The 22,492-nt window shown below is 44.0% G+C and carries 17 protein-coding genes; 3 read left to right on the top strand and 14 right to left on the bottom strand.

All coding sequences use genetic code 11. The features are described from left to right. Positions 1-52: 52 nt before the first annotated feature. The gene (locus KCX82_RS09040; protein WP_227018140.1) at positions 53-3,508 is read right to left on the bottom strand and encodes a PD-(D/E)XK nuclease family protein; all 3,456 of its coding nucleotides are present in this window, start codon (positions 3,506-3,508) and stop codon (positions 53-55) included. Between the two features lie 325 nt (positions 3,509-3,833). Here KCX82_RS09040 and KCX82_RS09035 point away from each other — a divergent pair, with 325 nt between their 5' ends. After that, positions 3,834-4,385 carry an RNA polymerase sigma factor gene (locus KCX82_RS09035; RefSeq protein WP_227018139.1) on the top strand — a complete coding sequence of 184 codons (552 nt, stop codon included), beginning with the start codon at positions 3,834-3,836 and terminating at the stop codon, positions 4,383-4,385. After that, complete coding sequence (locus KCX82_RS09030) at positions 4,382-5,521, top strand: DUF4179 domain-containing protein (RefSeq protein ID WP_227018138.1); 1,140 nt, start codon at positions 4,382-4,384, stop codon at positions 5,519-5,521. Before KCX82_RS09035 ends, KCX82_RS09030 begins: the two co-directional genes overlap by 4 nt. A 196-nt stretch (positions 5,522-5,717) precedes the next feature. Here the strand turns inward: KCX82_RS09030 and KCX82_RS09025 are convergent, their stop codons facing one another. Next, positions 5,718-6,983, bottom strand: a complete 1,266-nt coding sequence (locus tag KCX82_RS09025) for a saccharopine dehydrogenase family protein (protein ID WP_227018137.1) — start codon at positions 6,981-6,983, stop codon at positions 5,718-5,720. Positions 6,984-7,175: 192 nt separating this feature from the next. Next, positions 7,176-8,447 carry a saccharopine dehydrogenase family protein gene (locus tag KCX82_RS09020; protein WP_227018136.1) on the bottom strand — a complete coding sequence of 424 codons (1,272 nt, stop codon included), beginning with the start codon at positions 8,445-8,447 and terminating at the stop codon, positions 7,176-7,178. 334 nt (positions 8,448-8,781) lie between these two features. Between KCX82_RS09020 and KCX82_RS09015 the strand changes: the two genes are divergently transcribed. Then, entirely contained in the window at positions 8,782-9,516 is a 735-nt protein-coding gene (locus KCX82_RS09015) for an acyl-ACP thioesterase domain-containing protein (protein WP_227018135.1), read from the top strand. A 3-nt stretch (positions 9,517-9,519) separates the two neighbouring features. Here the strand turns inward: KCX82_RS09015 and KCX82_RS09010 are convergent, their stop codons facing one another. The 11 genes from KCX82_RS09010 to prfB form a co-directional block, all read right to left on the bottom strand. Then, positions 9,520-10,170 (bottom strand): HAD-IA family hydrolase, encoded by a 651-nt coding sequence (locus KCX82_RS09010; RefSeq protein ID WP_227018134.1) that lies wholly within the window; start codon positions 10,168-10,170, stop codon positions 9,520-9,522. Between the two features lie 37 nt (positions 10,171-10,207). Further along, positions 10,208-11,794, bottom strand: coding sequence for a diguanylate cyclase domain-containing protein (locus tag KCX82_RS09005; RefSeq protein ID WP_227018133.1), 1,587 nt, complete (start codon positions 11,792-11,794; stop codon positions 10,208-10,210). Between the two features lie 242 nt (positions 11,795-12,036). Continuing rightward, positions 12,037-13,155, bottom strand: coding sequence for an alanine dehydrogenase (gene ald / locus KCX82_RS09000; protein WP_227018132.1), 1,119 nt, complete (start codon positions 13,153-13,155; stop codon positions 12,037-12,039). A gap of 368 nt (positions 13,156-13,523) precedes the next feature. Then, entirely contained in the window at positions 13,524-14,699 is a 1,176-nt protein-coding gene (locus KCX82_RS08995) for a sodium ion-translocating decarboxylase subunit beta (RefSeq protein WP_227018131.1), read from the bottom strand. Positions 14,700-14,807: 108 nt separating this feature from the next. Then, positions 14,808-15,701, bottom strand: coding sequence for a glycine betaine ABC transporter substrate-binding protein (locus tag KCX82_RS08990; RefSeq protein ID WP_227018130.1), 894 nt, complete (start codon positions 15,699-15,701; stop codon positions 14,808-14,810). Between the two features lie 41 nt (positions 15,702-15,742). Continuing rightward, positions 15,743-16,348: an ABC transporter permease gene (locus tag KCX82_RS08985; protein ID WP_227018129.1), complete on the bottom strand. Its 606-nt coding sequence runs from the start codon at positions 16,346-16,348 to the stop codon at positions 15,743-15,745. Then, the gene (locus tag KCX82_RS08980; RefSeq protein ID WP_227018128.1) at positions 16,345-16,989 is read right to left on the bottom strand and encodes an ABC transporter permease; all 645 of its coding nucleotides are present in this window, start codon (positions 16,987-16,989) and stop codon (positions 16,345-16,347) included. Before KCX82_RS08980 ends, KCX82_RS08985 begins: the two co-directional genes overlap by 4 nt. Beyond that, positions 16,986-18,170 (bottom strand): ABC transporter ATP-binding protein, encoded by a 1,185-nt coding sequence (locus tag KCX82_RS08975; RefSeq protein ID WP_319633340.1) that lies wholly within the window; start codon positions 18,168-18,170, stop codon positions 16,986-16,988. The genes KCX82_RS08980 and KCX82_RS08975 overlap by 4 nt, the downstream gene beginning before the upstream one ends. Before the next feature lie 148 nt (positions 18,171-18,318). After that, positions 18,319-18,951 carry a GntR family transcriptional regulator gene (locus KCX82_RS08970; protein ID WP_227018127.1) on the bottom strand — a complete coding sequence of 211 codons (633 nt, stop codon included), beginning with the start codon at positions 18,949-18,951 and terminating at the stop codon, positions 18,319-18,321. 85 nt (positions 18,952-19,036) lie between these two features. Continuing rightward, the gene (locus tag KCX82_RS08965; RefSeq protein WP_227018126.1) at positions 19,037-21,295 is read right to left on the bottom strand and encodes a Tex family protein; all 2,259 of its coding nucleotides are present in this window, start codon (positions 21,293-21,295) and stop codon (positions 19,037-19,039) included. 36 nt (positions 21,296-21,331) lie between these two features. Next, positions 21,332-22,433, bottom strand: a protein-coding gene (gene prfB / locus KCX82_RS08960) for a peptide chain release factor 2 (protein WP_227018125.1) whose coding sequence is annotated in 2 segments (ribosomal slippage) — positions 21,332-22,357 and positions 22,359-22,433 — 1,101 coding nt in all. Because the reading frame shifts where the segments join, the coding sequence is not laid out codon by codon here. Between the last annotated feature and the right edge of the window lie 59 nt (positions 22,434-22,492).

The raw sequence follows: 22,492 nt of genomic DNA, 5'->3' as shown, positions 1-22,492 counted from the left end.
TATACCAATAGTTTCTTTCAGTCGGATCATATTTTTAGGGTAGATTTTTGTTTTATTTTATAGTTTCATAGGAGCAGCCTTCAAAACTCAAGTCAAAGCAGCAGATGCTTTTATACCGGCAAAATTTGCAAGCGGTCTCATCCTTCACCTTTTTCGGCCTGATATCAATGGAGCCATTTAGTAATTCGCCGCATAAATTTTCAATGGTAGAATCTACTGATTGACACAGTTCCAGAAACTCTTCTTCCTTGAGAATTTTTTTATCTGTAGTACCGGAATAGGTTCCGTCTTTGGTCTTTCTTACCGGAAGAATCTCCGAATAACCGGAAAATTCGCCGGTAATGCTTTCAATAATATCCGGATGATCCAAAACGATACCATCCAGCCGATAGCTCTTCTTCCTTTCATCCATTACCTTTTCAGAATAGTCCTCAGGATTCATATTAGACGCATCGATCTGGGGCTCGGCGATTTCAAAATAGAATACGCCGGCCGGTTTCGGAAGGCTATCCTCTTGTACTGCATCCGCAGCATTCCGGCAGAACATCTCTCCCAGCACTGCCCGCAGATACAGCATGAGCTGCAGTCTCCAGCCCTTTCTCGCTTCCTCGGTGTCAAAGCGTTCTTTACCGGATTTGTAATCAATAATTTTAATATAATTCCCCGGCAAGATGTCCACTCTGTCAATTTTTCCTTCTATTAAAACCTGATTATTCGGCGCCTCAATTGTAATCGGAGGAAATTTCTTTCCATAACCTTTTCCGAATTCACTTTCAAAGTATACTTCCCGAATCCTTCCTTTTTGAACATGTTCAACCAACGCCCAGGCGGCTTCCGCACAAACGGTTTTCATTCTGCTGCTGCGGTATTTTTCCTCTTTTCCTTGAATCAAGACCCCTTCTTTATATTCCAAAGAGGCTTCCTCAATAAGAGAATGAATCCGGCTTTTGCATTCTTCCCTGGTAAGCTGCATCCAGGGAGAAGCAGGATCGGAAATGGGTACTCCGGGAAGGGTAAGCCCCTGGGATAATTTCATAAAACAATAATGATAAATATCGCCGATTTCGCGCCCTGCAATTTCGAATACCCTGAGTTCCTCCGGTTTTATCCCGTAACCGATAAGATGTGAAAAAGGACATCTTGAAAATTTCTCCAACCGGGACGGGCTAATAACAATATCCGAAAGGCCCTCTTTTCGATAAAGTTTGCCTATGAGCTCTTTTTCAATCTTTTTTTGTTTATTGGTAAAAAAGATACCCTCTTCAATACGGGCCAGAAGATTTTCTTCGGCATTTCGAAACCAACCGTAAGCCGCTCTCCACTCATCAGCCAGAGCTTCTCCTTCCAAGGAATTCCGAAGTGCCTCTGTCAAATGGCGCAGGGTGCTCCTTGGCGCTGTAATTCTTGCCATGGGTTCTTCTTGATTGATAATATCTTTTATAATTTCCGGATTATTATATATTTTTCTAATTTTATCAAAAATAATGGACTGTTTGCTTTCTTTCCCTTCTGAATCAGAGGCGGAATAGCTCATCCAGAGATATTTTAACGGTTTTGAAAGAGTCTTATAAATAGCCAGTGTCTCTTCCTTCAGCCGCAGGTCGTCTACTTTGCATATTTCTATGCCTTTTTGAAATAGTACCGCCTTTTCGTCCTCACTGAGGAGCCCTTCCGTATTTGAGGATGCAGGCAACAGTCCGTCGTTGGCTCCAATGACCAGAAGTGCCTTCAGCTTTCCGGTTCTTGTACGCTGCATGGTACCTACGATAATCTGATCCATCGTAGGGGGCAGCAGTCCGATTTCTACCGCTTCAAAGCCGGCTTTCAGGATATTACCGTAATCTGAGGAAGACAGCGATTCCTCACCGATGAGTTCTATGATCTGATCAAAAATTCCCAGAATTACACCCCAGATCTGAGCCGTTTCTTCCGCATATTCAAATTGATTGTCATCCTGCAGGGTCTGAATCATGGTTTCCGTCAGATCCGGGATCCCCGCATCATCACGAAGAAAATAGTAAAGAGCTGCCGTTTTTTCCTTTACCGTTTTCCCTTGATGAAAAGTTTTTTCGAATACGGAAATGTATTCATAGATCCGCCTGCGTATCTGGTTCAGCCTTGCTAAAGCCTCTTCCCCTTCTTCTCTGCTTCCGTATTGAAACTCTTTTTGAAAACGATTCCCTTTTATCTTATATTTTAAAACATAGTTCTCAAGATCCTCATACTCTTCGGAAGTAACCGGCATCAAATCCGTTTTCAGCAGACGAAAGAGATCTTCGTAAAGATACCCGTTGGCAGCCACATCAATGAGGGACGTAATAAAAGTAACAACGGGATTATGGAGGATATCCCTCTTCTTATCCAGAAACACCGATATTCCGTAATCGGCAAATACTCTTTTGATGACAGAGGCCCTTTCTTCCATATCGTTGCATATCACTGCAATGTCTCGGTAACGAAACCCTTCTTCCCGTACCAGACGGCAAATCATAGCAGCGGCAGTTTCCGCTTCTGCATAAAAGTTGGCTGCCCGGCAAAGAGTGACGGAAGGAGATGCTTCCATTTTTTTGAACGGATAAGCGTAAAGTTCATGTTCCAGATGTGCCAGTGCCTCCGATTTTTCATCTGCCGCTTGTCCTACAGGGATCCTGTACTCAGCTCCGACAGGGCTCTCCGATACGGAGATGCCTTGTCTCATGGCAATAATCTTCAGTTTATCCATCAGCGTCTTTGTCAGCTGAAACAGTTCCGAATCCCCGCTCTCAGGATTCTTGGAATCTCTCGTTGGAAAGGAGACGGTATCAGAGGTCAGCAGTATATTTACTTCCTTTGCCGTAACCATAAGCTGTTCGATGATGTCCAATGTCTTAGGCGTAAAATAATCAAATCCGTTGATCCAGATGACAGAATTCCTTACCATCTCCGACTCCCGGATCTTCATTACAAAAAGATTCAAATAATCTTCCGTATCAATATATTTTCCTTCGATCAGATTCTCGTAGCTTTCGTATATTCTGTGAATATCCTCCAGCTTTCTGTAAAGAAGGGAGGTCTCCTCCGCAGCCTTCATGACCTCCAGCATGTCCTTCGGACTTGTATTGAACTGCTTCATTTCTGAAATCAGATTATTTGCCATTTCTATAAAGGAATTCCGAAGATGCATCCCGCGAAATGCTGTAAAAGAGTCCTTGTTATCAGATAAAATCTTGGCCAGCAGCATATGTCTGCCATATTTGTCAATGTGAACACGATTCCCGCCCCCGGTCTCCTCCAGGACTTTAAACCCTAGCCTTGACTGGCTGAGAACCTCCAAATCCATGAGTCCAGGGACACCAAGACAGGCAAAAGCATTCCGCTCTGCCTGAAGAGTAAATTGATCCGGAACCAGAAGCAGAATCTTTCTGTGATTGCCGCTATCCGCCCCATCCTGATTCAATTCGGCTGCAATCCTTTCAAATAGGAACTTGTCCTTATCCAGGTCTTCTCTTCCATAAAAAATATGTAACATAAATTCCCTTCTCATCTGCATGGTTTTTTGTTCATTAAATCCTGCCTTTTTTCAGTTGACATAATGATTCAATGAACGCTTCCTCTCAGCAACGCTGGCTCTCAATAGTGTGTGTTCATTATACCATACCTGCCCTTTATTATCATCTTTGTTTTGGCAGACATCGATATCTATGCTACTCTGTAAGAAAGAAAAAACAGAAAATAATTGAGTGATTTCCGTATCCACATACGAAAGTATATATGTAGACGTCTTACAAAAAAGCAGCAGAAATCCGTCGTCAATTTACATCGTAAATTGATCGGACTAAGAAAGGGAGTATAGAATGGATGATCAGCAATTAATAGATCTGTTGAAGAGCTCTCCGTCCAAGGGGTTGGCAGAGGCCATCGAGAAGTACGGAGGTGCTGTGAAGTGGATCACGATAAAAATTATCGGAAACAGGCCGGAAGAAATCGAGGAATGTATTTCGGACATCTTCTGCAAGCTATGGAAGAACATTGAGCAGTTTGATCCCAATCGCGGGATTCCGCTGAAAAGTTACCTGTATGGTATTGCCAGGCATACTGCTTTAGACTACCGGAGAAAAATGCAGAAGTCGGAGGATCTTTTGCCGATAGAAGAAATCGAGCTGGATATTGAAGTAAACTACGAGGAAGAAACGGCAAAAACAATCAATAAAGAAATCATTCGGCAAACCATCGATGAAATGCCTTCCCCGGATAAGGAAATATTTATTTATCGTTATTATTTTTTCAAAAAAATTTCGGAAATCGCTTTCAAGCTTTCCTTGGATAATAAAACGGTGGAAAATAAGCTTTATCGAGGGAGACAGAGGCTTAAGGATCATCTAATCGAAAGGGGTATCATTATATGAAAAGAATCGATGACATGCTTCGAATTTACGATATTCATGAGGCTGTGGAAATAGAAAGCCTTCCTTTGTCGGAAGACGAGAAAGCCCGCATCCTCGAAAAAACACTGGTAAAAGCGGGGATCAGGGAAAAGATGACGGAATACGCCGAATCGGAGTCCGATGGGATCAGGGAAAAGATGGCGCAATACGCCGGATCGGAGCCAGAAAGGTCAAGAGCCCTTCTGCCAAGGCGCAGATTCCGTTCCCTGCTCCTGGCAGGCATCCTGGTAATGGCTATGTTCACCATATCTTTTGCCGCTTACTACTACCAGCTGGATGAAAAATTCCTCAGCTATCTGGGCACGAGAGGAGACGAACAGACAAAGGTTTTAAATTCTTCCGGCGTACCGATCCATAAACAAGTGACAAATAACGGCCTTACCATTGATGTGAAAGAGATCATCGGTGACCAATATTCCTTTTATGTTCTTTTTGATGTCATCGCTCCTGAGGGGATGATTCTAAATAGAGAACAATACCGCTTTGATTTGGAACGGCTGTTTGTTGAGGGGGCAAATTCCATGGGATGGAGCTTTGATCAGCTTCCCGACGGCAATACGAAAGACAATAAAATCAGCCTGGTGCTGTCAGCCAATGTAAACGAGGACCTTATCGGAAAGCCGGCAAGCCTGACCTTTGAGAATTTCACCACTTATCATTGGGATGAAGAGACGCAGGACGGGACATGGCTGCCTCTGGTGGATGGACAATGGAAGGTTGACTTTACTCTGGACTATAAGGATTTATCACAAACCATTACGGTGGGAAAGGATGTGGATATTTTTAAGGGGAAATCCACTTTCGAAAGCATCAGCATCTCACCCTTGTCAGCCACGGTTTCGGTAAAAGGGAAAAGCGTCCGCGAGTTTGATCGGACTCCGCCTCCCCTATCCAGCGAGGGCGATCTTTCGGATGATCTGAGCCAGGATGACCTGACCATTGGAATGAAAGACGGAAGGACGATAAGCAAGACAAGAAGTACGGGATGCTCCGTTGAAAATGATGCCATGACGAAAACCTACAACTTCCAGGAAATACTGGATATCTCCCAGATTGACTGGATTGAATTCAGGGGTGTCAAGGTTCAATTTGAATGAGCGTGGGTCAGCCATGGAATATAAGGCTGCCAACAGTACAGATAGACCTGAACAAGTACAAAGAAGGGGTTTTTTATAAATAGATCTATTTAAAAATGGGGCTGCCGCACTAAATGCTGGTGCGACAGCCCCATTCAAACTTTTTATCATATATTTTGAAAACTACCGTTCTCTTATTTGTTAAAAATTTACTCCATCAAACATTCAGCAGCGCTTTCTTGTCCAGCATTTTCTTGTATTCCGATTCCATCTCCATCATTCCCATGTAGAAATTATATTCATCGGCAAGCCTGATAAACGGATCCGGATCGAAGCATTCAGGTCCCAAAACACCGCATCCCTGCCAAACTCCTGTTGCAAGCAGTTCCATGGCTATCACAGGATTATAGGCCGTCTGGCCCACAACGCAGCCACAGCCGATGCGTTTCATGATTTCTTCGTTGTCCGTAGTCTGATAGATAAAAATCTTTCTCTCAAGTCCGTCTTTTTTACCGGTTACCTGAGTACCTACACAGCATTTTCCTTTTAGACTGGCGGCAACCTCCACAGGACTCGGAGCTACCATTCCTACCACGTCTCTCGGTGAGAGCCGGGTACCTTTTATTTTTGAATGTTTATCGTCTAAGCGCAGGGCTTTGATATTTTTCAGCATGGTTATAAAATCAGCGCCCAGGCCATACTTAAAGCTCATTTTCTTTGCCGCATCTCCCATGAATCTTGGCAGCATGACCATTTCTTCATGCTCAACATTCACAAGTTCCTGCTCGCCGATACCATCCGGAAAGGTAAACAGTTCGGGCTCGGAAAAAGGTTCTACCGTATAAATCCCTTTTTCTTTTTCCCACTTAAAGGGTGGATTCAAACATTCGTCGATGGTGGTCCAAATGGAAAACCCAAAGGTGATATCATATCCCTCTGCAGTAAGATTTCCGCCGTCTTTAATGCTGATTTCGTCAATTTCATCAAAATAATGCTTCTGCGCATACCGCGCAAAGACATTCACCGCTCCCGGGTCCATCCCTATCCCAACAAGAGCAAGCTTTCCGCTGTTTACCCAGTCTTCATGCTTTGCAAACTGGTAATCTCCCATCTTAATGTTCGTCTTATGATAGGGGTCCGTCGGGTGTGGAACCGACAGAGTCAGCGCCATATCCATATAATGAATGCCGTATTCATAAGCCGTATCAAAGAGAGTTTCGTTAAAGCTTGGGTCGCAGGCGTTAAACAAAAGATCAATCTGATATTTCTCAATTAAGGATTTTACCTCATCCGGATTTCTCGCATCAACCTTTTCTGCCGGAAATCTGACGTCGCCGATTTTTTCGGATACTTCCCCTGCTCGATCCGGATTGTAATCGGAAAGCACCATCTTCTCAAGCCAGCGACCCTCCAGATCTCTCTGACTTGCAATCACCGCCGCTGCTTCTCCTACGCCGCCTGTTCCTACCAATAAAATTTTCAAAATTTCGCCTCCAAACGATTTTAAATTTTCGAGCATAGCTCTGACAATTTACCAGGAGACGTTTCTTTGCTAAGCGAGATGAAGTTCAGCAAAGCACCCCCGGTACTCTGCTGCTTTCAATGTAGCTTACTTGATACGGCATTGCAAGTACTCACTTGCTCTTCCTGTCTCATTAATAAGCGAATTTATCGATTACGCCATAGAGGAAAGCAAAGCTTTCTTGTCCAGCATTTTCTTGTATTCCGATTCCATCTCCATTACGCCCATGTAATAGTCGTACTCATCGGACAGTTTGATGTAAGGGTCGGGATCAAAGCATTCAGGCCCCAAAACCCCTTTTCCGCTCCAGACTCCCTTGGCCAGTAATTCAAGAGCCATTATGGGGTTAAAGGCCGTTTGGCCCACAACACAGCCAGAACCGATTCTAGCCATAATTTCTTCATTATCCGTGGTCTGGTAGATAAATACTTTTCGTTCCAGTCCGTCTTTTTTCCCGGTTACCTGGGTACCCACACAGCATTTGCCTTTGATTTTATCAGCAACATCTACCGGGTTTGGAGCTACCATACTGACCACGTCCCTTGGAGAAAGATTTGTGCCCTTAACCGTTCCATGCTTATCGTCAAGGCCTAAGGCACGAAGATTTTTCAGCATGGTAATAAAATCAGATCCCAGTCCGTATTTAAAGCTCATCTTCTTAGCCGCATCTCCCATATATCTGGGCAGCATTACCATTTCTTCATGCTCTACGTTTACCAGCTCCTGCTCCCCGATACCGTCAGGGAAGGTAAACAGCTCCGGTTCTGAAAAAGGTTCCACCGTATAGATTCCTTTGTCTTTTTCCCACTTATAAGGCGGGTTCAGGCATTCATCAATGGTAGTCCAAATGGAAAATCCAAAAGTAATATCATAACCTTCCGCCGTTAAATTGCCGCCGTCTTTTATACTGATTTCATCAATTTCATCAAAGAAATGCTTTTGCGCATACCTGGCAAAGACATTCACCGCTCCCGGATCGATTCCGATGCCTACAAGGGCCAGCAAGCCTTTCTTTTCCCAGTCTTCATGCTTTGCAAACTGGTAGTCACCCATCTTGATGTTCGTTTTGTTGTACGGATCCGTCGGATGGGGCACCGCCAGACTCAGCGCCATGTCCATATAGTGAATATTGCATTCGTATGCAACATCAAAAAGACTCTCATTCAGGCTTGGATCACAGGCATTAAACAAAAGGTCTACCTGATATTTATCAATCAGCGCCTTTACTTCCTCCCGGTTTCTGCCATCAACCTGTTCCGCCGGGAATCTTGGGTCTCCGATCCTGGCAGACACCTTCTGCGCTCTTTCCAAAGTTCTGTTGGCAAGTACCATCAGTTCAAGCCAGGACCCCTTAGGATCCCTCTTGCTTGCGATCACTGCCGCCGCCTCTCCGACGCCGCCTGTTCCAATCATTAAAATTTTCAATGTTATCCCTCCAAACAAAGTTAATTGAATCTTTAGAACCAGTATATGTATCCTTTGATTCCTGCATCCATAGATCGACTTATATTCTACCCATTCCGGGTCTTTTTAAAAGCATATCCTGTTCGCTTTTCATTCAGCTTAAAAGCATACCCTGCATCGCTTTTTATTCAGTTTAAAAGCATATCTTTCACCGGCTTCTCATTTAGCTTAAAAGCATATCTTTCACCGACTTTTCATTTCAGTCAAATAGTGGTAATATGGTACTGAACGGTACGATTTGTCAAATCGGTTACCATGAAGCAGAATCCCAATTTAGCAGAAACAGAGGACAAAAATGAAAGCGGAAAAAGATTGTACTTATGAATTGGAGGCTACGGTCTCTTTGTTTAACCAATATCTCCAGTTAAAGCCCTATGCCTACCAGACTCTATTCGAGCAAATGATAGAGCGCCACCTGACGGATTTCAGTGCAAATGTGGAAACCACCATGAAATACGGCATGGCCTGGGCTTTGATTTCTATGTCGGTGGAAATAGAAGCTCCCATTACCAGCGGCATGATGCTTTATGGCAGCACCTGGTATTCCCAGCATCGCGGCCCCTATTTCCGGCGTGAGCTGGTATTTAAAAACCGGGAAGGCAAAGTGATATTCAAGGGTTCCAGCCATTCCGTACTATTGGATATAGAAAAGCGCACCGTGTACCGGAAGAAAGAAGCGCCTTTCAGGATGCCCGAACCCCATGAATTCTTTATGACAGAGGCCAGTCCCAGCTTGAAGGACGAACGTGACTATACCCCTACGGAAAAGCGAAGAGTCCATCCCAGCCATATTGACTGCCTGGGTCACGTAAACAATTGCCGTTATGTGGAATTTGCCTACGATTCCTTTACTTCCAAGGAACAGGAAGATTTAATAAATTTAAAAAGAATGGACATCTACTTCTCATCCGAGCTTCGGGACGGTGATGCGTTTACCGTAGAAAAAGCCTATGACGGAAACAGAATATTCTTCCGTGGTTGTAATAATACAAAAGACGATGTGTCCTTCCACATCGTCATGGATTTCTAACGTCTATTGCTCCAGGAAGTTCAGAAGTTCTTCCGCTGTTTCTATGATCAGATCCGGTGCGTCAGCCCCTGCCTTATCCTCTTCGCTTACTGCGAGAGCCCATCCCACAAGAGCAGCCTTTACCCCGGCACTTCTGGCACAGAGAATATCAAACATGCTGTCTCCCAGCATGACGGTCTCTTCCGGCTTTGAACCCAATCTCTCCAGGGCGATGAGCACGGGTTCCGGGTCCGGCTTATGTTTTTCACAATCTTCACAGGTGACAATGGTATCAAAATATTGTTCCATATCATATTTCTTCAAACCGATTTCGGTCGTCTGCTTCAGTCTTGAAGTAACCAGGCCAACTTTGAAATTTCTCGTTTTCAGTTCCTGCAGTAACTCCAGCATACCGGGAAAAATACTGATCAATTCACTGAAATGATCATAGTGGTAACCTCTATAGATGGATACCCCTTCTTCTACCGGAATCTGAGGAAGTACTCTTTCCATGGTGATAAAGAGGGGCTCCCCAAAGGTTTTTACAATCTCTTCCTGTGTTCGCTCCTTTCCCTCCACCGTTTGGAAGGTATGCTGCCAGGATTGGATGATTACATTGTTTGTGTCCATTACAGTACCATCAAAGTCAAAAAGTACTGTGTTCAATTTCGCCATATCTACAATTCTCCTTCTTATGCTTTCTTCTATTCTATCACCGAATGGATCTGAAAGCAAATTTCCGGTCCGGACTTTCCGCCGTCATGTTCTTCTTCTGTTTTTTCGCAATATACATCTGGTGATCCGCTTTTTTCACCAGAAGGTCCGCATTTTCTCCATCCTCAGGATAGATACTGATTCCGATGCTGGCACTGACTGAAACGGTATTTCCATAAATGGTGATAGGCTGATTGATTCTTTCAAGGAGCTTGTCTGCTGCCAGGGTTGCCTCTTCTTTGTTCTGTATATCTGCCAGCAAAAGAGTAAATTCATCACCGCCAATTCTGGCTGCCAAATCTTTTTCCGTAATGGACGCCTTCATTCGGTTGCCCACTTTGCGGAGCAGGATATCTCCTGCTTCATGGCCGTAGGTATCGTTGATTTCTTTTAGGTTGTCCAAGTCTAAAAAGAGGACGGCAAATTGAGTCTTTGTTTCGGCCCCCTTCTCCAAAAACCGGCGTAAAGCCTGATAATAGTGCTTCCTGTTCGGCAGCCCTGTCAAGCTGTCATGATCTGCCATGAATAATATGTATTCTTCAGCCATCTTATGTTCCTTTATTTCCTGCTCAAGTTTTTTCAGCAGAGAAATATCCTGCCCAAGAATGATAATGCCAAGAGTATCCTTTATCACAGGATCGATGAGAAAAGAGCAGGATAAATTCACTGGCACCTGCCCCTCCGTCTTCTTCCTGCAGCTTTTTTCATAGAAGCGATGAATTCCGGATTTTTGATGGTACTTTAGAATCTCTTCCGTTGTTTCCGTATCCAGGAGGCAGGAAAGGGGCTGATCTTTCAGCTCGCTTTTCGAGTAGCCAAGTAATCTCTCGGCACTGTCATTCACCTGTACAATTCTTCCTTCGGGCGAAACCAGAATAACCAGATCCATCATTTCCTGCAGGAGCTCTTCTACAAGAACCTTCGGATTGATGGCAAACAGCCGATATTTTATCATGGCGTAATAGACGGCAAAAATTAAAATCAGCGTGTAGATTTGTCCCATGCGCGGGAAAAAATTGATGCCGATGGCAGGCAATAAAGTTTGTGTGATCAGGTTTAAGGTGAACGGAGTCAGACTTGCTGCCACTATGATTTTAGCCTGCTTCCTCTTTCTGATCTGGTTGGATCTAAGCCCCCATATCAGCATCAACACAATGCTCGTCAGGAGAAAGGCAGAATGGTAAACAAAGTCGCCGACATAAAAAAATTTCTCAACGGCCCTGGACGGCATGGTTCCCCCTTGATAAAGAACCACGCTGATATAGAAAAAAACAGCACTGGGAACGTAGAGTGCGATCTGCGGCAATAAGTTTTTCGACAGCTTATTTTCCGTAAATACCAGGACCAGATGCAAAACAAAGGAGCTGAAGGTACACCAACCCAGAGCCGAGATCTTCATCCATATGTACTTCTGTTCATCGTCAAGATAAACAAAGGCATAGGCGAAGGACCATACGGCCATACCCAGGCAAAACAACAAAAACAAAATATGTATTCTATTTCTCTTTTCCAGCTGAAAGCCATAAAAACCTATATATAAGTAAACAACACTCGCAATAATTGAAATCGCCGAAAATAAATTCATAGAGGACCTCTTTCTAACAGAGTTATGAAATCAGTTTATAATAGGATGAAAAAGGTGTCAATGAATATATTGGCAGGAATTGGGGCTTTACAGGACCGAATCAAACCGGTTGGAACAGGATCCGCGAAGCACCCGCAAAAGAATCGCTCTGTCAAGCGGATCGGAAGGTGGACAAAAAAACAAAGCACTTCTTCTCCAGGGGAAAATGCGGAGAAAAAATGCTTTGTGATTGTTACAAGCTATTATTTAATTAAAGTATATGGATCAACATAAGGTAACTCTAAGCTGTCTGCCACACCTTTATAAGTTACGAAGCCTTCATAAACATTCAAGCCCTTCATCAGTGCCGGATTATCCAGAACTGCCTGCTCCAATCCCTTGTCAGCTAGCTGCAAACCGTAAGGAAGTGTGGAGCCTTCCAGTGCAATGGTTGAGGTTCTTGGAACCGCTCCGGGCATGTTGGCCACAGAATAATGAACCACTCCATGGCTCTCATAGGAAGGATTATCGTGAGTTGTCACTCTGTCGATGGTAGCGATGGATCCCCCCTGGTCAATGGCTACGTCTACGATAACGGAACCCTTCTTCATTTGCTTTACCATATCCTCGCTGACAACCTTCGGAGCTGCACTTCCCGGTACCAACACACAGCCTACCAGTAAATCAGCCTTCTTTGCGGAATCTTCAAGATTGTATTCGTTTGATACCAGTGTTGTGACTCTTCCGTTGAAAATATCATCCAGGTAAGCCAGTCTGCTAAGGCTCATATCCAGAATCGTGACTCTTGCACCCATGCCGACTGCCATCTTTGCAGCATTGGTTCCTACTTTTCCTCCGCCAATAATCACAACTTCCGCAGGTGCAACACCCGGTACGCCTCCTAGCAATACGCCGAGACCGCCATTGTATTTCTGAAGCAGAGTTGCTCCAACCTGAATGGACATTCTTCCGGCCACTTCACTCATCGGTGTCAGCAGCGGAAGCTCTCCGCTTGGAAGCTGAACGGTTTCAAAAGCAACGCCCTTTACCTTAGCTTTTAAAAGGGCTTCTGTCAATTCGGGAGCCGGTGCAAGATGAAGATAGGTGTATAGGATTTGACCTTCTTTAAAAAGCCCATATTCAGATGCCAATGGTTCTTTTACTTTCACGATCATTTCCGCATCTGCAAAGAGTTTTGTTACATCGGTATAAATCTCACAGCCGACGCTTTTATATTCTTCATCTGTAAATCCGCTGCCTTCGCCGGCGTGTGTCTCGACTAAAACCTTATGCCCTTTTCTGATATAGGCCTTTGCTCCGCCGGGTGTCATTCCTACTCTGTTTTCATTATTTTTGATTTCTTTTGGTACTCCGATAATCATTTCAATCCTCCTTAAAAATAAGCTCACAATATGGTTAGTATTGGTTGCTGTCCCCATCTTATGCCGATATGCCGAAATTATTAAACTTCAAGGCATTGCAGACGAGATTGCAATGTAATTTTTCCGGACTATTTTAAATATAGTAATAAAAATTCCGCAATAGATATGTATAGTCCTTAATTATTAGTCCGTTTTCTCTTCTCAATTCCATATTTTACGCTTTGGATTTTCTCTTGTCAATATATGATTTATACTGCAAGAAAATTTGCATACAGCAAAAAGGAAGCAGGCTTCCTTGCCAGCACAACAAAGAAACCTGCTTCCTTCATAAAAATGATTTTAGAGACCTAAATAATTAAAGTAATCATTTAGTATCCACTAAACATGGATAACATAACACCTGCTGCTACTGCAGAGCCAATGACCCCTGCAACATTGGGGCCCATGGCATGCATAAGCAAAAAGTTCGTAGAATTATATTGTTGCCCTACCTTTTGAGAAACTCTTGCCGCCATAGGAACGGCAGATACCCCGGCAGAGCCGATAAGAGGATTGATTTTTCCGCCGGTTAACACATTCATAAGTTTGGCAAGAAGTACGCCACCTGCAGTGCCGACGCAAAATGCCAGAATACCAAGTACGATAATCTGTATCGTTGCGGGGACCAGGAAGGTTGGGCCCTGTGCGGATGCTCCTACCGATATTCCAAGTAAAATCGTGACGATATTAATTAATGCATTGGAAGCAGTGTCCGACAATCTGGCCGTCACTCCGCTTTCCTTGAACAAATTACCCAGCATCAGCATTCCCACCAACGGTGCTGCAGCAGGCAGAATCAAAACCACTACCACAGTAACCAGAATCGGGAATAGAATTTTTTCTCTCTGGCTTACGGTTCTGAGTTGCTCCATTTTAATAACACGTTCTTTTTTTGTAGTCAGTGCCTTCATAATAGGAGGCTGAATCACCGGAACCAGGGCCATGTAGGAATAGGCAGCAACCGCGATGGCTCCCAATAGGTGCGGCGCTAATTTGGTGGTAAGAAATATGGCCGTGGGGCCGTCGGCTCCTCCTATAATACCAATCGCTGCTGCTTCCTGGGCATTAAAGTTGAAAAACAGGATAGAGCCCAGAAACGTGAAAAAGATTCCAAATTGTGCCGCCGCACCAAGGAGCAGGGATTTCGGATTGGCAATAAGAGGTGCAAAATCCGTCATTGCGCCGATTCCCAGAAAAATAAGAGGAGGAAATATCCCAAGCTTATTAAAGGAATAAAACAGATAGAACAGGCCGCCTGTGGTTTCCGGATGGCTTGGATCAATATAAGCGTCGAAGGCTGTCACCGTATGTTCAAAAATTCCCGTCATGGGAAGATTGGACAGCAGCATCCCAAAGGCAATGGGAACCAGCAATAATGGTTCGAAGCCTTTCTTTATGGCCAGAAATAGGAATATAAGGGCTACCACAATCATGATGGCATTTTTATATTCCATATTCATAATGCCCGTGGTACCGATGAAATCAGTAATGGTTTCTAATAGCATTGATCGTTTCTCTCCTTCTCTTACGTCTTTATGCAGGATATTTTACTTTAATTTTAAATAAGTCTTATAAATTTATTAGGGCTTCATGCTGGGTATTTTATCCTGTCTTTAGATAAGTCCCTTGGCATTTAAGAATTCTTTTGCGACAGCTTCAATGGATTTACCTTCAACATCAATTTTATAGTTTAAATCCGTCATGGTTGAATCATCGATCAACCCGGCCAGCTGATTCAAGACATCCTCCAGTTCAGGATGTTTTTCCAGGGTTTCATTTCTTACAATCGGTGCTGCATAATAAGGCGGGAAAAAGTTTTTGTCATCTTCCAGAACCTTGAGGTTGTACTGCTTGATTGGCCCGTCCGTAGAAAATGCGTCCGTAACATCCATATCCCCTTTTCCGATAGCCTGATATTTCAGCGACACATTCATTTTTTTCGGATCACTTTTAAATTTTATGCCATAAAGGGCCACAAGGCCGTCATAACCGTCCTGCCTGTCAAAAAATTCATGTTCGGCGCCGAAGATCAGATTTTCCGATACTTTCGCCAGGTCGCTGTAAGTTTCCACACCATATTGTTCATACACTTCATTGGTTACTGCCAAGGTATAGGTATTATTGAACCCCAGCGGCTTTAACCATTTGATATCAAATTGTTTCCCGAATTCTTCAGAAACCACCCGATAGGCTTCATCGGAATCCGTGATGACATCCATCTTTAATTGGGCTGTTAACCCGGTTCCGGTATATTCCGGATAAATATCAATATCACCGTTCTTAATGGCTTCAAAGCATACAAAGGTACCGCCCATGTTCAGCTTTCTGTTTACTTTCAAATCGGTATTGGTTTCTATCAATTGAGCAAACATCTCTCCTAATACCACGTTCTCTCCGAAATCCTTGGATCCTATTACAATTTCATTGTCCTTACCGCATCCGGTAAGGGTCACCGCCCCTACGATCAGTAAAACAACCGCAGCAGTTAAAGTCCTTTTCAATTTCATAATAATATCCTCCTTTTCATTTAAAACAGTTCACTGCACAATTATGCAGATGCAGCTCTTTTTACCATCCGCCTCTCTATTTTGGTCATGAAGTAATCAAATACAAGTGCCATCAGTACAACCGGAACGGCTCCCATAAGGATGCGCTCCATACTATGGGTCTGGATTCCGCGATAAATCGGATATCCCAGTCCGCCTGCCCCAATCAGAACGCCCATAACTGCAATTGATAATGAATTCACCACAGCAATTCTAATTCCTGAGAAAATCAGGGGAAATGAAAGAGGCAGCTCTACCTTTACCAGTCTTTGAAGCTTATTCATACCCATTCCCCTGGCCGCATCCTTGATCGGAGGCGATACCGTTTCCAAGCCGGTATAGGTATTTCTGATAATAGGCATCAATGCATATAGCACAAGTCCTGCAATGATCGTTACGTTGCCAAGTCCGAACAGGATCATCAGCAATGCCAGCAATGCCAGAGAGGGGATCGTTTGTATCACCTCGGCAAGCCAAAGAATCAGTTTATCGACGTAGCGAACCCAATAAGCAACAATGCCGAGGCCTACCCCAATTACAACAGAGATTGCAGTAGCTGCAAGAACGATAAGTAAATGCTCAATAATCAGGGGAAAGATACTGCTCATATTCTCACCCCCTTTAAACCACGGGGTGTTAATCCCCTCTGAACCACGCTGATCAGCCCGCTAAACAGGACCGCAATAATAGCGGATGGTACGGCACCGGCCAGTATAAAATTGGTATTGTAAGTGGAAAGACCGGTCCAAATCAAATCTCCCAGCCCTCCTGCGCCTATCAGGCCGGCCAGAGTGGCCCAACTTACAGTGTACACCGTTGAGATTCTAATACCTCCGATCACGGAAGGCATCGCCAGAGGAAGCTCTACTTTATATAGAATCTGTGCTTTCGTCATACCGATTCCTTTTGCTGCCTCAATATAGCTGGGCTCCACTTCCGTAATCCCGGTAAATGTGTTGCGTAAAATCGGGAGAATTGCATAAATGCCCAGTACCACAAGTGCAGGAAGGATACCGATCCCCAGGAAAATCAATGCAAATCCCAGCATTACAAGTCCGGGAATGGTTTGTATCATTCCGACAAATGCCAATACTGCATTTGCTGCTTTTTTATGTCGGGTCAGAAAAATTCCCAATGGGATAGCAACCACCATACCGATTGCAACAGCAACCCCAACCAATTGAATATGGCGAATCAGACTGCTCACGATATCCTTTTGGTTCTGAATCAAAAACTCTGTAAAACTCATGACGTCATCTCCCCCCACAACGCCTGCCCCATGGCTTTTGCCATACTGGTCTTCGTAATAAGTCCGGCAACGGTTTGATCATCATTTAAAACGATTACATAGCCTGTCGGAGAAGTGTACAGTTTTTCAAAAGTCTCCTGAGCATCCTCATTACGGTTGACAACAGGGGCTTCCGCAGTCATGATCTCGCCTATCTCTTTTCCCGCTTTCCCATAGGCCTTAATGGCTTCCAAGGATACTGTCCCTGCATAGGTATCGTCATCATTCACAACCACTAATGAGTTCACATCTCTGTTTCGCATCAGCTCTACGGACTGTAATGTCTGATTGCTGCGCGGCGCTTTTAGAACTCTGGTACGCATAAAATCTCCTGCTGTGAGTTTTACGTTTAATGCTCCGCCATGTTTTCCCATAAACCCGGAGATTAACGGATCCGCAGGATTTTGCAGCATCTCTTCCGGCGAAGCCATTTGCAAAATTTTTCCGCCGTTCATAAAGACGATGGTATCCGCCATTTTAAGGGCCTCATCCATGTCATGGGTAACAAAAACAATGGTTTTCTTTAACTTTTTTTGAATTCTTTTTACTTCTTCCTGCAGGGTTTCTCTCGTAATTGGGTCTAACGCACCAAAAGGTTCATCCATCAGCACGATAGGCGGCGAAGCCGCCAATGCCCTCAAAACGCCAATTCGCTGCTGCTGCCCGCCGGAAAGCTCAGATGGGTATTTATGTGCATTTTCTTCGTATGGCATATTGACGAGATTCAGCAATTCCCGGGTGATCTCCCTGCATTGTTCCTTTGGATACTTCAGCAGTTTCGGAACAATGGAGATGTTTTGCTCCACCGTCATATTTGGAAACAGTCCGATCTGTTGGATCACGTACCCGATGGTCCTCCGCAGTTCTACGGGATTCACCTTTGTAATATCCTTGCCGTTGATCGAAACCTTTCCCCCATCAGGCTCTATCAAGCGATTGATCGTTCTCAGCGTTGTCGTTTTCCCGCAGCCGCTGGGTCCTATCAGTACTGCAAATTCACCTTCTTTAATTTCAAAACTAATATTGTCTAAAACCACACTTTGGCCGTATTTTTTTGTCACATTATCGAATTTTATCATACCAATCACCCCTTTTTTCAAAGTAACAATTCTATTGTAACATCGAGTTGTTACTTTTGTCAAACCGAAGTCTCCTTCTTCTTTCCATAAATCTGGAAGAAAACCATATAAAAACAACCCCCGAGCCAGTGTTTTACACTGCTGCGGGAGTTGTGATTCCGAGCGTATTTTCTTTTCTATCAGAGGGTATTTTCTCTTAATTTTATATGATTTAGAACTTAGGGTACATGAAATGCTGAACACGTTCATAGGAACATTCATCACCGATAAAATAAATCATATCATCTTCACAGAAGGTGGCATAGGGTCCCGGTGACATAAGCATCTCATCCCCGCGCTTAATGGCAATGATGGTAGCCGATGTATTATGCCAAAAATTCACATCGGATGACGTACGGTTCAGATAGGGTGTGTCCTTTGTTATCATAAGTTCAAAAGGAACAAAAGGATTGCTGCTTTTAAAGCGGTCAATTCTCTCCACCAGCTTGACTACATCTTCTTTTAATGCCAAATTTTCTTCAATTTGACTTTCAACTTTTTGCAAAATATTAAGTTTCAAGTCATTTAATGTTTGAATGTCGTTGTATTGTTTAATAAACTTAACGGCATTTTCATAGGATTTTATGACAACCCCGCTGCCCTTGGTCACATCCACAATGTTCATATCCGAGAGCACGCTGATGGCTCTGCGGGCCGTTTCCGAAGAAACTCCGTATTGCGATGCCAGAGCTGACCTTGCATAAACCTTGCCGCCTACTTCATAGTGTTTATCTACGATTCTCCCTGCGATATCCACAGCAATTTGCTGATACCGGGGTGTTACGATCTTCACTTTCCCGTCCATGCTCTGTTTTTCCTCTAACGATATCCTTTCCTAAGGTATTCTATTCTTATCCGGCTGTTCCAGAAATGGTTTGCTACCCTTCTTATCAGCCGCGCAGCTTCATGGTTAACGCTACCTTTTGCTTATCATAATCGATATTCAGGATTTTAACCTTAACCGTATCTCCCACACTTACCACATCCATAGGGTGTTTGATATATTTATCACTAAGCTGGGAGATATGAACCAAGCCGTCATTTTTTACGCCGATATCAACAAACGCTCCAAAATCCACCACGTTCCTTACCGTGCCGGTCAGTTCCATATCTACTTTCAGGTCTTCAAAACTAAGTACGTCATTTCTGAATACTACGGCAGGTGCATCTTCACGAGGGTCTCTTGCCGGCTTTTTAATTTCGCCTACAATATCCGCCAGGGTCATAGCCCCGATTCCAAGGTCTGCCGCCATCTTCTCGATACTCTTTTTCAGTGTCGCCGTATGATCCTTCTCATCCTCAAGAAGCACCGCCAGAGCGGACAGTCCGGAACCGTTTCCTTTCGGCTGTTTCTTTTCTACTGGATACATCTTGCTGATTTTATCCTCTATCTGCTTGGATCCTCCCTTTGTGATCTCCGATCGGTCTATCTCAAGCTTTTTTAGCATGAGTTCTGCCGCAGGATAGGATTCCGGATGCACCGAAGTGCTGTCCAGCGGATTTTTCCCGTCAGCGATACGCATAAAGCCCGCACATTGGTTAAAGGTCTTTTCACCGAGCTTGGCTACTTTCATCAATTCTTTTCGATCCTGAAATCTTCCGTTTTCTTCACGATAGGCAACGATGTTCTTCGCAATAGTTGCATTAATACCTGCAATATAGGAAAGCAGGGAAGGAGATGCGGTATTAAGATCCACACCAACTCTGTTTACGCAATCCTCTACAACATTTGTCAAGGCATTATCCAGGAGGCCTTGATTGATATCGTGCTGATATTGTCCTACTCCGATATGCTTCGGAGATATTTTAACCAATTCTGCAAGGGGATCCTGAAGTCTTCTGCCGATGGACATGGCACCTCTGGTGGTAACGTCCAGATCCGGATATTCCTCTGTGGCAACCTTTGATGCAGAATAAACCGATGCCCCTGCTTCATTTACGATGGTATAACTGACATTTAAATGATGTTTCTTTATAAAATCAGATACGATGGCTTCCGTCTCCCTGGACGCAGTGCCGTTTCCGATAACAATAACATTGGAATCGTATTTTTCGATGAGCTTCAGCAGGGTTCTCTCCGTTCCGGCCACATCATTTTTCGGCTCCGTAGGATAGATGGTGGTATATGCCAAAAGTTTGCCGGTTTCATTTAACACCGCTACTTTGCACCCGGTACGGTATCCCGGATCTATGCTTATGATTCTGGCTCCCTTTACAGGCGGAACCATCAGCAGTTTCTCCGTATTTTTTGCAAAGACCTTTACCGCTTCCCTTTCCGCTCTTTCTGTCAGTAAATTCCTCATTTCTCTTTCAATGGAAGGCGCCATCAATCTCTTATAGGCATCCTCTATCACATTGTTAAGGGCAGAAACAAAGATGGATTTTTCGTTGGAAATGACCGCATTTTTTACATCCTGATGGATGTCTTCCACCGGCGCGATGACTTTCACCTTCAGTTTCTTTTCCTTTTCCCCTCTGTTGATGGCAAGAACTCTGTGATCCGGGATCTTTGCAATTCCTTCGGAAAACTCGTAATAAATATCATAGACAGTACTTTCGCCAGGGTCTGCGGCCTCTGAAGAAATCAGACCCGCTCTTTGGGTTCTCTCTCTCACAGATGCTGTAATTTCAGGATCATCTGCAATCATCTCGGCGATAATATCCATAGCCCCCTGCAAAGCATCCTCAGCCGTAAGCACGCCCTTTTCTTCGCTCAAATAAGGCTGTGCCAGCTCTTCAAGGCTTCCGCTTTCCAGCTCCTGAGCCCAGATTAGCAATGCCAAAGGCTCCAATCCCTTTTCCTTTGCCTTGGAGGCTCTGGTTGCCTTCTTTTGTTTATATGGCTTGTATAAATCTTCTACTCGCTGTAGTACTTCAGCCTTTAAAATCTCCGTTCGCAGCTCTTCGGTGAGCTTTCCCTGTTCTTCGATCAGTCGGATGACCTCTTCCTTTCGCTGCTCCAGATTTCTCAGATAGATCAATCGCTCATGCAAGTCACGAAGCGTAACGTCTGAAAGTGCTCCGGTGACTTCTTTTCGATATCTTGCAATAAAAGGAATGGTATTTCCGTCATCGATTAATTGTACTGTATTTTCAACCTGAGAAAGCTTCAGGTGAAACTCTTGGGCTAATTTTTCTAAGATATTCATAAAATCTCCTTGTATTGTTTTTTCGATATATTTCCATCAACCTTTAAATTTCAGTTTTTCATTGATGAAATAATCCAGATCCCCGTCCATCACCGCATAGACGTTTCCCACCTCCGCGTTGGTTCTGTGGTCTTTTACCAAAGAGTAGGGATGAAAAACATAGGATCTGATCTGGCTTCCCCAGGTGATTTGGCTGTAATCACCCTTCAATTCATCCAGGTTGGCTTTGTGCTCTTCTTGAGCCAGCTCCATAAGTTTTGCCATCAGCACTTTCATAGCGGTTTCCTTATTTTGATGCTGAGATCTTTCATTCTGACAGGAAACCACGATGTTGGTAGGGATATGGGTAATTCTGATGGCAGAATCCGTTTTATTGACGTGCTGACCGCCCGCGCCGCTGGAACGGAAGGTGTCGATCCGCAAGTCATCCGGGTTGATATCAACAGTAATATTGTCATCCATCTCCGGGATCACATCCAGGGATGCGAAGGAGGTATGTCTTCTTCCCGAAGAATCAAAAGGAGAAATCCTGACAATTCGGTGAACGCCTTTTTCATTTTTTAAATATCCATAGGCATTTTCACCCTCGATAAGCAAGGTCGCGCTTTTGATGCCACCCTCAGTCGCCGGCTGGCAATCCAGCATTCTAACCTTATACCCCTTGGTCTCAGACCATCTGGTATACATCCTGAGCAGCATTTCGGCCCAATCCTGGGCATCAAGACCGCCGGAACCTGCATGAACGGAAATGATAGCGTTATTATTATCATACTCCCCGTTCAGCAATGTTTTGATCCTGAGGGACTCGGCTTTTTTCTTATATTCTTCGTAAGCCTGTTGGATTTCGGGGATCATAGAATCATCCTCTGCCTCAAGAGCAAGGTCTATGAGGATACCGATATCCTCAAATTCGGTTTTAAGTTGCTGATATTCGTTCAGCTTTGTTTCGATACTCTTTTTTTCCTTTAACAGCTTCTGAGCCGCTTCATGATCCTCCCAAAAGCCGTCTTCTTCCGTGGTTTTATTGATTTGATTCAGTTTTTCCGAAAGGTCGGCAACGTCAAAGGGACTCACCCAATTCTGTTAAATTTGCTGCCATATCGGTCAGTTCATACTTGATCTGATCCAGTTCAACCATTTTCTCAACTCCTTTATAAAAAAATTGCTGTTTTTTACATTTCACTTATATACATTATT

Source organism: Sinanaerobacter chloroacetimidivorans, from assembly GCF_018128545.1.
Taxonomy (GTDB): Bacteria; Bacillota; Clostridia; order Peptostreptococcales; family Anaerovoracaceae; genus Sinanaerobacter; species Sinanaerobacter chloroacetimidivorans.
The sequence above is the reverse complement of the archived record's forward strand: the minus strand, read 5'-3'. Positions and strand labels throughout refer to the sequence as shown.